The organism is Kosakonia quasisacchari (assembly GCF_004331415.1).
In the GTDB taxonomy this organism is placed as follows: Bacteria; Pseudomonadota; Gammaproteobacteria; order Enterobacterales; family Enterobacteriaceae; genus Kosakonia; species Kosakonia quasisacchari.
The window spans coordinates 21,407-37,195 of the sequence record NZ_SJOP01000015.1 but is presented as its reverse complement, the minus strand read 5'-3'; the positions used below and the strand labels follow the sequence as shown (position 1 = coordinate 37,195).

Annotated in this window: 8 protein-coding genes; all 8 read left to right on the top strand. The window is 56.4% G+C overall.

Annotation, left to right across the window (positions count from 1 at the left end):
• Position 1: 1 nt before the first annotated feature.
• The 8 genes from bcsQ (at position 2) to E0L21_RS16355 (ending at position 15,745) form a co-directional block, all read left to right on the top strand.
• On the top strand, positions 2-766 hold the full coding sequence (bcsQ, locus tag E0L21_RS16390; protein WP_131411334.1) for a cellulose biosynthesis protein BcsQ: 765 nt from the start codon (positions 2-4) through the stop codon (positions 764-766).
• Positions 763-3,366: a UDP-forming cellulose synthase catalytic subunit gene (gene bcsA / locus E0L21_RS16385; protein WP_131411332.1), complete on the top strand. Its 2,604-nt coding sequence runs from the start codon at positions 763-765 to the stop codon at positions 3,364-3,366. The genes bcsQ and bcsA overlap by 4 nt, the downstream gene beginning before the upstream one ends.
• A 25-nt stretch (positions 3,367-3,391) precedes the next feature.
• Positions 3,392-5,776 carry a cellulose biosynthesis cyclic di-GMP-binding regulatory protein BcsB gene (bcsB, locus tag E0L21_RS16380; RefSeq protein ID WP_131411330.1) on the top strand — a complete coding sequence of 795 codons (2,385 nt, stop codon included), beginning with the start codon at positions 3,392-3,394 and terminating at the stop codon, positions 5,774-5,776.
• 5 nt (positions 5,777-5,781) lie between these two features.
• The gene (bcsZ, locus tag E0L21_RS16375; protein WP_131411328.1) at positions 5,782-6,888 is read left to right on the top strand and encodes a cellulose synthase complex periplasmic endoglucanase BcsZ; all 1,107 of its coding nucleotides are present in this window, start codon (positions 5,782-5,784) and stop codon (positions 6,886-6,888) included.
• Positions 6,870-10,358, top strand: a complete 3,489-nt coding sequence (bcsC, locus tag E0L21_RS16370; protein ID WP_131411326.1) for a cellulose synthase complex outer membrane protein BcsC — start codon at positions 6,870-6,872, stop codon at positions 10,356-10,358. The genes bcsZ and bcsC overlap by 19 nt, the downstream gene beginning before the upstream one ends.
• A 220-nt stretch (positions 10,359-10,578) precedes the next feature.
• Positions 10,579-12,585, top strand: coding sequence for a biofilm formation regulator HmsP (gene hmsP, locus E0L21_RS16365; RefSeq protein ID WP_208430930.1), 2,007 nt, complete (start codon positions 10,579-10,581; stop codon positions 12,583-12,585).
• A 157-nt stretch (positions 12,586-12,742) separates the two neighbouring features.
• Entirely contained in the window at positions 12,743-14,029 is a 1,287-nt protein-coding gene (locus tag E0L21_RS16360; RefSeq protein WP_131411322.1) for a dicarboxylate/amino acid:cation symporter, read from the top strand.
• Between the two features lie 216 nt (positions 14,030-14,245).
• Positions 14,246-15,745 (top strand): M16 family metallopeptidase, encoded by a 1,500-nt coding sequence (locus E0L21_RS16355; protein WP_131411320.1) that lies wholly within the window; start codon positions 14,246-14,248, stop codon positions 15,743-15,745.
• Positions 15,746-15,789: the final 44 nt, after the last annotated feature.

Here is a 15,789-nt window from a genome sequence, read left to right as displayed (position 1 = left end):
GATGGCCATCTTGGGTTTACAGGGGATTCGCGGTGGTGTTGGGACGACATCGATCACTGCGGCTCTGGCCTGGTCATTACAAATTTTAGGCGAATCGGTGCTGGTGATTGATGCCTGCCCTGATAATCTTTTGCGCCTGTCATTTAATGTCGACTTTGAACATCAACACGGCTGGGCGCGCGCGGTATTGGATGGGCAAGACTGGCGCGACGCCGGGATGCGCTATACCTCGCAGCTCGATCTCTTGCCTTTTGGCCGTCTGGCCGCAAATGAGTGGGATAACCTCCATTTATTGCACGAACCGCTTAGCCAACTCACCACCATTTTGCAGGCGCTGAAAACGCAGCAAAGTTATCAGTGGGTGTTAATCGATCTCCCGCACGGTGTTTCACCGCTGACGCGCCAGTTCGTGGCGCAGTGCGACCATCTGTTTACGGTGGTAAAACCCGACACCAACTGTCACATCCGTTTGCACCAGCAGCTTTTACCTGCGGGCGCGCATATTCTGCTTAACGATCTGCGCATTGGCAGCCAGCTACAAGACGATCTCTGGCAGGTGTGGCTGCAAAGCCAGCGGCAGATACTTCCTACTCTCATTCATCGTGATGAAGCGATGGCGGAATCTCAGGCATCGAAGCAGCCTTTGGGCGAATACCGGGCGGATTCGCTGGCGGCGGAAGAGATCTTAACGCTGGCGAACTGGTGCCTGCTGCACTGTGCGCACACGCAAGAAGTAACCGGCGAGCAGGAAGGGAGCCCGCAATGAGCCGCCTTTCCGCCTGGTTGCTGATCCCTCCGGTGAGCGCGCGTTTAAGCGAACGCTACCAGCGTTACCGTGAACACGGCGCTTCTGGGTTTAGCGCAGCGTCTGGCTGCTTCTGGGCGATCCTCGCATGGGTGTTTATTCCGCTGGAGCACCCGCGCTGGCAGCAACTCTGTGCGCAGCAGCATTTGTGGTTCCCGCATATTGACCCTGACAGACCGCGACCACTCGATCCGGCGCGCTATTTACTGCAAACCTTGTGGTTGCTGGTCACGCTGCCCTGGGGCGACAGAAAGTCGCCCCGTCGCAAACGTTTTGCCCGGGCGCGTGTGCTGCGCGGGCGCTGGTATCACTGGCTGGATACGCTGCCAGAGCGCGTCACACACCGCACCGGCCATCTGGATGATAAAAAAGAGTTGGCGCATATCAGCCCGCGTGTGCGCCGCTTTATTCTTGGCATCATCGTAGTGTTCTCGCTGATCCTTGCCATTCTGTGTATTACGCAGCCGTTTAACCCGCTTTCGCAGTTTGTTTTCCTGATGCTGTTGTGGGGCGTGGCGCTGCTGGTACGCCGAATTCCGGGACGTTTCTCCGCACTGATGCTGATTGTGCTCTCGCTAACTGTTTCCTGCCGCTATATCTGGTGGCGCTACACCTCGACACTGAACTGGGATGACCCGGTGAGTCTGGTATGCGGCCTGGTGCTGCTGTTTGCAGAAACCTACGCGTGGATTGTGCTAGTGCTTGGCTATTTCCAGGTGGTATGGCCGCTGAATCGCCAGCCGGTGCCACTGCCGAAAGATATGTCGTTGTGGCCTTCTGTCGATATCTTCGTACCGACCTATAACGAAGATTTGAATGTGGTGAAAAACACCATTTATGCCTCGTTGGGCATCGACTGGCCGAAAGACAAGCTGAAGATTTGGATCCTTGATGATGGTGGGCGCGAAGAGTTCCGCCAGTTCGCCAAAAGCGTCGGCGTCGAGTACATCGCCCGAACCACTCATGAGCACGCAAAAGCGGGCAACATCAATAACGCGCTTAAATACGCGAAAGGCGAGTTCGTGTCGATTTTCGACTGCGACCACGTGCCGACGCGCTCGTTCCTGCAAATGACCATGGGCTGGTTCTTAAAAGAGAAAAAGCTGGCGATGATGCAGACGCCACACCACTTCTTCTCGCCGGATCCGTTTGAACGTAACCTTGGGCGTTTTCGCAAAACCCCGAATGAAGGCACGCTGTTCTACGGGCTGGTGCAGGATGGTAACGATATGTGGGACGCCACCTTCTTCTGCGGTTCTTGTGCGGTGATCCGCCGTGGGCCGCTGGATCAGATTGGCGGTATCGCCGTTGAAACCGTCACCGAAGATGCGCACACCTCGCTGCGTTTACACCGTCTGGGGCATTCGTCGGCGTATATGCGCATCCCGCAGGCGGCCGGGCTGGCGACAGAGAGCCTGTCTGCGCATATTGGCCAGCGTATTCGCTGGGCGCGCGGCATGGTGCAGATTTTCCGCCTCGACAATCCGCTGATGGGCAAAGGGCTCAAACTGGCGCAGCGCCTTTGTTACGTCAATGCGATGTTCCATTTCTTATCGGGAATACCGCGGCTTATCTTCCTGACCGCGCCGCTGGCGTTTTTGCTGCTGCATGCCTACATCATTTACGCGCCAGCGCTGATGATTGCGCTGTTTGTGCTACCTCACATGATTCACGCCAGCCTGACCAACTCAAAGATACAGGGTAAATATCGTCACTCTTTCTGGAGCGAGATCTACGAAACCGTGCTGGCGTGGTATATCGCGCCGCCCACGCTGGTAGCACTGTTTAATCCGCACAAAGGGAAGTTTAACGTCACCGCCAAAGGCGGCCTGGTGGAAGAAGAGTATGTGGACTGGGTGATTTCACGTCCTTACATCTACCTTGTGCTGCTCAACCTGGCGGGCGTGCTGGTGGGGATTTGGCGTTATTTCTACGGCCCGGAAAACGAAGTGCTCACCGTCTTCGTCAGTATCGCGTGGGTGTTCTACAACATGATTATCCTTGGCGGCGCGGTTGCGGTCTCGGTGGAAAGTAAGCAGGTGCGCCGCGCGCATCGTGTTGAAATCTCTATGCCTGCGGTGATTGCCCGCGAAGATGGGCATCTTTTCTCTTGTACCGTGCATGATTTCTCCGACGGCGGCCTTGGCATCAAGATTAACGGCCAGGCGCAGGTGCTTGAAGGGCAAAAAGTGAATTTGCTGCTCAAACGCGGCCAGCAGGAGTATGCGTTTCCCACCACCGTGGCACGTGTTAATGGCAACGAAGTGGGCTTGCAATTAATGCCGTTGACGACCAAACAGCATATCGATTTTGTGCAGTGTACTTTTGCCCGCGCCGACACATGGGCGCTGTGGCAGGACAGCTTCCCGGAAGACAAGCCTCTGGAAAGTCTGATGGATATTTTGAAATTGGGTTTCCGCGGCTATCGCCATCTCGCGGAATTTGCTCCACCGTCTGTCAAAGTGATTTTCCGCTCATTCACCGTACTGGTGTCCTGGGTGGTGTCATTTATTCCGCGCCGTCCGGAACGGAATGTGGCAGTGCAGCAACCGATGACGTGATTGGCTCAACAATGATGAAAACGCGATGAAAAGAAAACTTTCCTGGATTTGTGCAGTGGCTGTGGGGACGAGTATTTTGTCTCCGGTGATGACGTATGCAGCGCCAGCCCCGACGGTTCCGGCTGTTGCGCCCGCCACTGAGCCGGTGGCAACGCCTGCGCCGGGACAAACGGAATCATTGACGCCAACCACGCCAACAGACGGCCAAAACGTTGTCGGGCAGGTGATGCCGGGCGTACCGGGGGCGAATGCGCCGGTGGTCGACGCAAACGCGCCGTCGCGCGATGTGAAACTGACTTTCGCCCAAATCGCGCCGCCGCCGGGCAGCATGGTGCTGCGCGGTATCAACCCGGACGGTGGCGTTGAGTTTGGTATGCGCAGCGATGAGCTGGTTTCGAAAGCGGTGCTTAATCTTGAGTACACGCCATCGCCCTCTCTGCTGCCGGTGCAATCTCAGTTGAAGGTCTATCTGAATGATGAATTGATGGGCGTCTTGCCGGTCACCAAAGAGCAACTCGGCAAAAAAACGCTGGCGCAGGTGCCGATCAACCCGCTGTTTATCGCCGACTTCAACCGGGTGCGGCTGGAATTCGTCGGCCACTATCGCGATGTGTGCGAAAACCCGGCCAGCAGCACGCTATGGCTGGATATTGGTCGCAGCAGTTCGCTGGATTTGACTTACCAGAAGCTGGCGGTGCAAAACGATCTCTCCCACTTCCCGATCCCATTCTTTGACCCGCGTGACAACAGGGCGCTGACGCTGCCGATGGTTTTCGCGGGCGCACCGGACATTGAACAACAGCAAGCCGCTGCGGTTATTGCGTCCTGGTTTGGCTCCCGTACCGGCTGGCGTGGGCAGAGCTTCCCGGTCACTTACAACAGCTTGCCGGACCGCAACGCGATTGTCTTCGCCACCAATGACAAACGTCCTGATTTCCTGCGTGATGCGCCCGCTGTAAAAGGGCCGACCATCAGCATGATCAACCACCCGAATAACCCGTATGTGAAACTGCTGGTGGTGTTTGGCCGTGATGACAAAGATCTGATACAGGCGGCGAAAGGCATCGCTCAGGGTAACGTGCTGTTCCGTGGCGATAGCGTCACGGTGGATGAGGTGAAACCGCTACTGGCGCGCCAGCCATACGATGCGCCGAACTGGGTGCGTACTGACCGCCCGGTCACCTTTGGCGAGCTGAAAACCTATGAAGAACAGTTGCAGTCGACCGGGCTGGAACCCTCGGCGATTAACGTGTCGCTGAATCTGCCGCCGGATCTCTATCTGCTGCGCAGTACCGGTATCGATATGAATCTTAATTATCGTTACACCGCGCCGCCGACCAAAGACAGCTCGCGCATGGATATCAGCCTGAATAACCAGTTCCTGCAATATTTCAACCTGACCGGCAACCAGGACACTAACCGCCTGTTGCTGCACCTTCCGGTATTGCAAGGGCTGCTGGACAGCAAAACGGATGTCTCTATTCCGGCGCTGAAGCTGGGCGCGGTGAACCAGTTGCGCTTTGATTTCCAGTATATGAACCCGATGCCGGGCGGCACCATTGAGAACTGCGTGACCTTCCAGCAGGTGCCAAACCGCGTGGTGATTGGCGACGACTCCACCATCGACTTCTCGAAGTATTACCACTTTATTGCGATGCCGGACTTGCGCGCCTTTGCCAATGCGGGCTTCCCGTTTAGCCGGATGGCCGATTTGTCGCAAACTATCGTCGTCACGCCGCCGCAGCCCACGCCTGCGCAAATGGCCACGCTACTGGATTCGCTGGGCGCGGTGGGCGCACAGACCGGCTTCCCGGCAATCAATGTGCAACTGACTAACGATGGTAACCAAATCAAGGATAAAGACGCCGATATCATGATTATCGGCACCATTCCTCCGGCGTTAAAAGACGATAAGAAAATCGATCTGCTGGTGAATGCAGCGCAAAGCTGGGTGAAAACGCCGCTGCGCCAGACGCCGTTCCCGTCGATTGTGCCGGATGCCGCCGACCGTCAGGCCGATGCGCAAACCGGGATCACATCCGATGGTCCGATGGCGGCGATTGTCGGCTTCCAGTCGCCGTATCACGATCAGCGCAGTGTGGTCGCGCTGCTGGCTGACAGCCCGCGTGGTTATGAATTGCTTAACGGCGCGATGAACGACAGCGGCAAGCGCGCGGCGATTTATGGTTCGGTGACCGTGATTCGCGAATCTGGCGTCAACGGCCTGCGCGTGGGCGATATTTATTATGTCGGTCACTTGCCGTGGTTTGAGCGCATCTGGTACGCGCTGGCAAACCATCCAGTGCTGCTGGCGGTACTGGCGGCGGTCAGCGTGGTGTTGCTGGCATGGGTGTTGTGGCGTCTGCTGCGGATCATTAGCCGTCGCCGTCTCGACCCTGATCACGAGTAACGAAAATGAGAACGCGACGTTGGTGGGTGGTAGTGGCGTTGATGCTGGCGGCGGTGAATGTGCGTGCCGCCTGCACCTGGCCTGCCTGGGATCACTTCAAACAAGCCTATATGAGCGACGGCGGCCGGGTGGTTGATCCCAGCGATCAACGCAAGGTAACCACTTCAGAAGGGCAGAGTTATGCGCTGTTCTTCGCGCTAGCGGCTAACGATCGCGACACCTTTGCCAGGGTGCTGCAATGGACGCAAAACAACCTGGCGCAAGGCTCGCTCAGTACCCATCTTCCCGCCTGGCTGTGGGGCAAAAAAGAGGACAATAGCTGGACGGTGCTGGACACCAACTCGGCGTCTGACTCCGATCTGTGGATTGCCTGGTCGCTACTGGAAGCGGGGCGTTTATGGAAAAACGACGCGTACAGCCAGCTGGGTAAAGCGTTGTTAGCCCTTATCGCCAAACAAGAAGTCGTCACGGTGCCGGGGCTGGGATCGATGCTGCTGCCGGGCAAAATCGGCTTTGCCGAACCGACCACCTGGCGTTTTAACCCAAGCTATTTACCGCCGCAACTGGCGAGCTATTTCAGTCGCTTTGGCGCGCCGTGGTCGACGCTGCGCGAAACCAATCTTCGTTTGTTGCTGGAAACCGCGCCGAAAGGCTTCGCGCCCGATTGGGTACGTTTTCAGAAAGGGAGCGGCTGGCAGCTTAAGTCCGAAAAGACGCTGGTGAGCGGTTATGATGCTATCCGCGTTTATTTGTGGGTGGGCATGATGCACGACCGGGACACGCAGAAAGCGCGCCTGCTGGAAAAATTCAAACCGATGGCCAGCGTGACCATGAAAAACGGACGCGTGCCGGAAAAAGTGGACGTGGCGAGCGGAAAAATTCTTGGGGATGGCCCGGTGGGGTTTGCCGCTGCGCTGTTGCCATTTTTACAGGATCGCGATGCGCAAGCCGTACAACGGCAATGGGTCGCCGATCATTTCCCCGGCGACGATGCCTACTATAGCTATGTTCTGACCCTGTTTGGACAAGGGTGGGACCAGCACCGTTTTCGCTTCACCCCTCGCGGTGAGTTACAACCTGACTGGGGCCAGGAATGCGCAACTTCACAGTAAGTTTACTCTGTTTCTCACTCGCGCAAGCGCTGGCTCCCGCTACGCAAGCGGCCGATGCTGGCGCGCAGCAGCAACTGCTTGCGCAGGTGCGCCTTGGTGAAAGCACCAAGCGTGAGGATCTGGTACGCCAGTCGCTCTACCGCCTTGAGCTTATCGCGCCGGATGACCCGGAAGTCATCGCCGCGCGCTTACGTTATTTGCTGCGCCAGGGTGATAACGCGGGCGCGCAAAAGCAGCTTGACCGCATGAAACAGCTGGCACCCGATTCCAGCACCTATAAATCGGCGGTGACCACCATGGCGCTCTCCACGCCGGAAGGTCGTCAGGCGCTGCAACAAGCGCGTTTGCAGGCTACCACTGGCCATACGCAGGAGGCGCTTGCGGCCTACGACGCCTTGTTCAAAGGTAATCCGCCGCAGGGCGATCTGGCGGTGGAGTACTGGATGCTGGTGGCAAAAGTGCCCGCGCGTCATGCGGAAGCGGTTAAACGTTTGCAAGCATTGAATGCCGCGAATCCTGGCAACGATCAGTTGCAGGGCGGGCTGGCGCAAATGTTGTTTGCCGATGGGCGCAGCGCGGAAGGTTATGCGGTGCTGGAACAGATGGCGAAAACCAGCAATGGTCGCGCAGCAGCAGCGAGTATCTGGTATCAACAAATTCAGGCGATGCCGACCAGCGAGGCCAGCGTAAAAGCCCTTCAGCGCTTTCTGACGTTGTTTAGTTCTGGCGACACGGTAGATAGCGCCCGAACATTGCTTGCCGCGCAGCAAAAACAGTTGGCCGACCCGGCGTTTCGCGCGAAAGCGACAGGGCTGGCGGCGGTGGATGCCGGGCAGGGCGCGAAAGCGGTGGGCGAGTTGCAGCAAGCTGTCAACGCTAACCGCGCAGACAGCGAAGCAGTCGGGGCGCTGGGCCAGGCCTATTCGCAAAGCGGCGATCGCGCACGTGCGGTCGCTCAATTAGAAAAAGCCATCGCCATGGATCCGACCAGCGGCAACCGCAGCAAGTGGGACAGCTTGCTGAAAACTAACCGCTACTGGCTGTTGATTCAGCAGGGTGATGCGGCGCTAAAAGCCAACAACGTGCAGCAGGCGGAACGTTATTACCAGCAGGCGCGCAACACCGATAATACCGACAGTTATGCGGTGCTTGGTCTTGGTGATGCCGCCGCGGCGCGTAAAGATAACGCGGCGGCCGAAGGTTTCTATCGCCAGGCGCTGCGCATGGATAGCGGCAACAGCAACGCAGTGCGCGGCCTGGCAAATATTTACCGCGCGCAGTCGCCGGAGAAAGCGGAACAGTTTATTCAGTCGCTCCCTGCCAGCCAGCGGCGCAGCATTGATGATATTGAACGCGGGTTGACGAACGACCGCCTCGCGCAGCAGGCAGAAGCGCTGGAAAACAGAGGTGAATGGGCGCAAGCGGCAGAGCTGCAACGCAAGCGGCTGGCGCTCGATCCCGGCAGCGTATGGATAACTTACCGGCTGGCCAGCGATCTTCGCCAGGCAGGGCAGCGGGGCGAAGCCGATTCGCAGATGAACCGTCTGGTCACGCTCAAACCGCGCGACCCGGAACAGGTCTACGCGTATGGCCTCTATCTTTCCGGTAATAATCAGCAAATGGCGGCGCTGAATCACCTGAATGCGCTGCCGAAAAGCCAGTGGAACAGCAATATTCAGGAGCTGGCCGACAGGCTGCAGGCCAACCAGTTGCTGGACAACGCCAACCGTCTGCGCGATGGCGGTCATGAAGATCAGGCGGTAGCGCTACTGGCGCAGCAACCGGCGTCTTCACGTATTGATTTAACGCTGGCCGACTGGGCCCAGCAGCGCGGCGACAATAGCGAAGCACAACGTTATTACCAGCGTGTTCTGCAAAGAGAAGCCGCCAATGAAGAGGCGTTGCTTGGCCTGGCGGAGCTATATGCCGCAGACGGCAACCATATGGCCGCGCGCGCGGCGCTGGCGAAACTGCCTGCCACGACGTCCGCACAGCCGCCATCAATCAACACCCAGCGTCGGCTGGCGCTGGTACAAACCCAGTTGGGCGATACCGCCAGCGCGGAGCGGATTTTCGCCGCCATCGTCCCGCAGGCGAAATCTCAGCCACCTTCAATGGAGAGCGCGTTGGTGCTGCGTGATGCGGCGCGTTTCGGGGCGCAAAACGGTGAACCTCAGCAGGCGCTGGACAGTTATAAAGATGCGATGGTGGCGTCGGGCGTCACGACGACGCGCCCGGTGGATAACGACACCTTTACCCGCCTGACACGCAATGATGAAAAAGATGACTGGCTGAAACGCGGAGTGCGCAGCGATGCCGCCGATCTCTACCGTCAGCAGGATCTGAATGTCACGTTGCAGCATGAATTCTCAGACTCCAGCGGCACGGGCGGGTATTCGGATTTAAAAGCGCATAACACCATGTTGCAGGTGGATGCGCCGCTGTCGGACGGGCGAATGTTTTTCCGGACTGACGTGGTGAATATGGATGTCGGAACCTTCAGTAAACGCGATGACGGCACTTATCGCCCGAGCTTTGGCACCTGCGGCGATGTGCCGTGTGTTGGCGGTAATCGTCACCAGTCTGATAGCGGTGCCAGCGTTGCGGTGGGATGGCGAAACAATACCTGGTCGATGGATATTGGCACCACGCCGATGGGCTTTAACGTCGTTGATGTGGTCGGTGGGCTAAGTTACAGCAGCGATGTCGGGCCGTTTGGCTATACCGTGGATCTCCATCGTCGCCCCATTTCCAGTTCATTGCTGGCCTTTGGCGGGCAAAAAGATCCGAGCAGTAACACCGGTAAAACCTGGGGTGGTGTTCGGGCTAATGGCGGTACGCTGAGCCTCAGTTATGACAAGGGCGAAGCGAACGGCGTATGGGCGAGCCTCGGGGCGGATACGCTGGAAGGCAAGAATGTCGACGACAACTGGCGCGTGCGCTGGATGACCGGTTACTACTACAAGCTCATCAATGAAAACAACCGGCGCGTTACCGTCGGCCTGAACAATATGATCTGGCACTACGACAAAGATTTGAGCTATTACACCTTAGGCCATGGCGGCTATTACAGCCCGCAGGAGTATCTCTCATTTTCGGTGCCGGTGTTGTGGCGTGAGCGTACGGAGAACTGGTCCTGGGAGTTGGGAGGTTCAGTGTCGTGGTCGCATTCCCGCACCAAAATGATGCCGAGGTATCCATTGCTAAACTTGATTCCCGCGGATTTCCGCGCCCGGGCAAGCGAGCAGTCTGAACCCGGCAGTAGCAGTAATGGATACGGTTATACCGCGCGCGCGCTCATTGAACGCCGGGTGACTTCCCATTGGTTTGTCGGTGCGGGTGTCGATATTCAGCAGGCCAAGGACTATACCCCAAGCCACGCACTGATTTATGTGCGTTATTCCGGCGCGGGCTGGCAGGGCGATATGGATATGCCGCTCCAGCCTCTGGTTCCGCATGCTGACTGGTAAAAAAGGAGTATTCCTGGCGGGAAATAACGGCATAAAGCGACAATCGCACCGTCGTTAACCGCCAGTGATTCAAAAGGTTACAGACTACTTTCCCCGTTGTTTTCCGCTGATTGAGATTCTGCTTAGCGGTTTATCTCAAGCACCGCGCGATAGAGTATACTCTGGCGGCTAAGTACCCTTTTATTCTGTTCTGCGCTCATTGTGTCTCTGGAGAGTGATTTTGCGTGTCAGCCGTTCTTTAACCATTAAACAAATGGCCATGGTTGCTGTTGTCTCTATGGTGTTTGTTTTTATTTTCTGCGTCATTTTGCTGTTCCATTTCTTACAGCAGAATCGCTATAACACGGCTACACAACTGGAAAGTATTGCCCGCTCCGTACGCGAACCCCTTTCAGCGGCGATTTTAAAAGCCGACATTCCCGAAGCAGAAGCGATTATCAAACAGATTAAACCTGCGGGCGTCGTAAGCCGTGCGGATGTCGTGCTGCCGAATCAATTTCAGGCGTTGCGCATGAGCTTTATCCCGGAACGTCCGGTTCCGGTGATGATCACGCGAATGTTTGAATTGCCGGTGCAGATCTCCTTGCCTATCTATTCGCTGGAGCGCCCGGCAAACCCGCAACCGCTGGCCTACCTGGTGCTGCAGGCGGATTCATACCGGGTTTATAAGTTCGTGATCAGTACGTTATCAACGTTAGTGACGGCTTACTTACTTTTAACATTGATGCTCACGGTGGCGCTTACCTGGTGTATCAACCGGCTGGTGGTTCACCCGCTGCGAAAAATTTCCCGGACGCTCAATGATCTACCGGCGCAGGAACTTGCCGGGCATCAACTGCCTGTGCCCCGTCTCCATCATGATGATGAAATTGGCATTATGGTGCGCAGCTACAACCGCAACCAGCAATTGCTGCTGCGTCAGCAAGAAGAGCTGAACACCCAGGCAACGCATTTCCCGGTTTCTGAACTGCCGAATAAAGCTTTCCTGATGGCGCTGCTGGAGCAAACGGTGACCCGGCAAAACCCGACAGCGCTACTGGTCGTCGCCTGCGACACGCTGCGTGATACCGCCGGTGTGCTGCAGGAGTCTCAGCGCGAGATGTTGCTGCTGACGCTGGTAGAGAAACTGAAATCGATACTGACATCGAACATGGTGTTGGCGCAGGTGAGCGCCTATGACTTTGCGATTATCGCTCACGGTGTGAGTGAGCCGTGGCACGCCATGACGCTGGGTAAGCAAGTGCTCACTGTAATTAACGAGCGCGTGCCGCTGCACGGCATCCAGTTACGACCCAATGCCAATATTGGTGTGGCAATGTTTTACGGCAACCTTTCTGCCGGGCAGCTTTACCACCGGGCCGCTTCCGCTGTCGTTAGTGCACAGCGCAAAGGGAAAAACCAGATCCAGTTCTTCGATCCCGAGCAGATGGAGCAGGCACAGCAGTGGCTGGCGCAGGAGAGCGACATCCTTACTGCGCTTGACGAGGGGCGGTTCGCGCTCTGGTTACAGCCGCAGGTGGATGTTGCAAGCGGCGAAGTGGTCAGCGCGGAAGCGTTGCTCCGTTTACGCCAACCGGACGGCAGTTGGGCATTGCCGGAAGGGCTGATCGAGCGTATTGAATCCTGCGGTTTGATGGTCAACGTCGGGTATTGGGTACTGGAAGAGTCCTGCCGTTTGCTGGCCGGTTGGCAATCGCGTGGCATTATGCTGCCGCTCTCAGTGAATCTCTCGGCCTGTCAATTGACGCATCCTACGATGATGGCCGATATGCTGGATTTGTTGCAGCGTTACCGTATTGCGCCGCAGACGTTGATCCTTGAAGTGACAGAAAGCCGCCATATTGATGATCCCCAGGCCGCCGTGGCGATTTTGCGCCCGCTGCGCGATGCCGGGGTGCGCATTGCGCTGGATGATTTTGGCATGGGGTATTCCGGGCTGCGCCAATTGCATCATATGAAGTCGCTGCCGGTGGATGTGCTTAAAATCGACAAAATGTTTGTTGAAGGCTTGCCGGATGAAAACAGCATGGTGGCGGCCATTATCCACCTGGCACGCAGTCTGGATCTGCGCATCGTCGCTGAGGGTGTGGAGAATGAAGCGCAACGGGCCTGGCTTGCTGATGCCGGTGTTGATGTGGCGCAGGGCTTTTTATTTGGTCGCGCGGCGTCGGCGGAGGTGTTTGAACAGCAGTTTTTTGCCGCATCGGATAAGCCTGAAAACCCGTAATTTGTTACGGGCTTGTGCGAGTCAGTTCAAAGTTTTTAACATTGTTGTTTCAGATTTGATGTAAGTTTATTTCTGTCGTGTTTGACGGGTGTTATTTTTAAACCGCAGGCTAACTGAAAACCCTACAAAGCCTGAGGTTTAATATCAAGGACACCCTATGAAAACCTCCCTGTTTAAAAGTCTCTACTTTCAGGTTCTGACCGCGATTGCCATTGGTATTCTGCTTGGTCATTACTACCCTGAACTCGGGGCGCAGATGAAACCGCTTGGTGATGGCTTCGTGAAGCTCATCAAGATGATCATTGCCCCGGTGATTTTCTGTACCGTTGTCACTGGTATCGCCGGCATGGAAAGCATGAAGGCGGTAGGTCGTACTGGTGCGGTTGCACTGCTCTACTTTGAAGTTGTCAGTACGCTGGCGCTCATTATCGGGCTGGTGATCGTTAACGTGGTGCAACCGGGTGCCGGAATGAACGTTGACCCTGCAACGCTTGATGCAAAAGCCGTGGCGGTTTATGCCGAACAGGCGCAACAGCAGGGGATTGTTGCCTTCTTGCTTGATGTCATACCGGCAAGCGTGATTGGCGCTTTCGCCAGCGGCAATATTCTGCAAGTGCTGCTGTTCGCGGTGCTGTTTGGCTTCGCGCTGCATCGCTTAGGCCATAAAGGCCAACTGATTTTTAACGTTATCGAAAGTTTTTCGCAGGTGATCTTCGGCATCATCAATATGATCATGCGCCTGGCACCAATTGGCGCATTCGGGGCGATGGCGTTTACCATCGGCAAATACGGTGTCGGTACGCTGGTGCAACTCGGCCAGTTGATTATTTGTTTCTATGCCACCTGTATTCTGTTTGTAGTGGTCGTGCTGGGCACGATTGCCCGTGTGACGGGCTTCAGCATCTTCAAATTTATCCGCTATATCCGTGAAGAGCTGCTGATTGTTCTGGGCACCTCTTCGTCAGAATCGGCGCTGCCGCGCATGTTGGAGAAGATGGAACGGTTGGGCTGCCGTAAATCGGTGGTCGGGCTGGTTATCCCAACCGGTTACTCCTTCAACCTTGATGGCACCTCCATTTATCTGACGATGGCGGCGGTATTTATCGCCCAGGCAACCAACAGCCAAATGGATATTTTCCATCAGATAACGCTGCTGGTGGTGCTGCTGCTGTCATCAAAAGGCGCCGCCGGGGTGACGGGCAGCGGGTTTATTGTGCTGGCAGCAACGCTTTCTGCCGTCGGGCATTTGCCGGTGGCCGGGCTGGCGCTGATTCTGGGTATTGACCGTTTTATGTCCGAAGCCCGTGCGCTGACCAACCTGGTGGGCAACGGCGTCGCCACCATCGTGGTAGCGAAGTGGGTGAAAGAACTGGATCAAAAACAGCTGGTCGACACGCTGGATAACCGTTCCAGCGCGGCGAAAACCCCCGGAATTTCTTCATAATTTCGTGACTTATGACCGCAGTCCCTTGTCGGGCTGCGGGTACCTGCGCATAATTACCTCCTGGATCCGTCACAATTTACGATGAAATTTCGTGATAATTCACTTCGCGATGTGACGTTTTGCATTTCCCGTGGTCTAAAAGCGAAGTGTTTTAGTACGCTTTTAGCCCCTTTGGCGGGCATACTTTTTAACCAGGAATGTTGATTAGGGGTTCACATGCAGGGCACAAAAATTCGACTGTTAACGGGCGGTTTGCTGATGCTGGCAGCTGTCGGTTATGTGCAGGCAGATGCGCTCCAGCCTGACCCGGCCTGGCAACAAGGGACGCTGGCAAATGGTTTTCAGTGGCAGGTTCTGGCCACGCCGCAGCGCCCCAGCGATCGCATTGAAATTCGCCTGTCTATTAATACCGGTTCGCTCACCGAAGGCGCGCAACAGAGCGGTTTCAGCCACTTTATTCCCCGCGTTGCGTTGACCCACAGTGGTCGGCTTGAACCTTCCCAGGTGCGCTCGCTGTGGCAACAAGGTATTGACCCGAAGCGCCCGCTGCCGCCAGTGCTGGTCTCCTACGAATACACGCAATATAACCTGAGCCTACCGAACAACCGCAGCGACCTGCTGAAAGAGGCGATGGTTTACCTGGCGGATGCCGCCGGAAATCTCACTATCACGCCGGATACGGTTAATCACGCTCTCGCCAGCAACGACATGGTGGCGACCTGGCCTGGTGATACCAAAGACAGTTGGTGGCGTTACCGCCTGAAAGGTTCGCCGCTGTTGGGGCACGATCCCGCAGGAACGCTGAAAGAGCCAGTCGATGCGGCGCAACTGAAAGGTTTCTACGAAAAATGGTACACGCCAGACGCCATGACGCTGATTGTGGTCGGGAACGTGGATAGCCGCGCCATCGCCGAGCAGATTAGTAAAACCTTCGGCGAGCTGAAAGGCAAACGCCAGACGCCTACGCCCGTCGCGACGCTGTCGCCGCTGCCGCGCCAGCCAGTGAGCTTGATGACCGAGGGCATCCCCCAGGATCGTTTGTCGATCATGTGGGACTCCGCCTGGCAACCGATTCGCGAATCTGCCGCGCTTGAGCGTTACTGGCGTGCGGATTTGGCGCGTGAAGCCCTGTTCTGGCATATCCAGCAGAACCTGAGCAAAAACAACGCCAAAGAAATTGGTCTCGGTTTTGACTGCCGGGTGCTGTTCCAGCGGGCGCAATGCGCGATTAACGTTGATTCGCCCAATGACAAACTCAGTACCAATGTCGGCGTGATTGCGCGTGAGCTGGCGAAAGTGCGTGAAAAAGGGCTACCGGAAGAGGAATTTAAAGCCCTTATCGCGCAGAAAAACCTTGAGCTGCAAAAGCTGTTCGCCACCTATGCGCGCGCCAGTACCGATATCCTGATCAGTCAACGGATGCGTTCTCTGCAAAACCAGGTGGTGGATATTGCGCCGGAGCAGTATCAAAAACTGCGCCAAAACTTTCTGAACAACCTGACGCCACAGATGCTGAACCAGGATCTGCATCAGCAACTTACACAGGATATGTCGCTGGTGTTGCTGCAGCCGAAAGGCGAGCCGGAGTTCAACATGAAGGATTTGCAGGCAACGTGGGATGAAGTGATGGCACCTCCAGCGGATAGCGCCGCAGCGCCTGCTGCCAACAGTGACGAGAGCCATTCTGACGTCTCGGATATTCCACCGCAGCAGTAAAGCAGTAATGCTCAAGCACCCCTCTCTGGTAAAGGAGAGGGGTG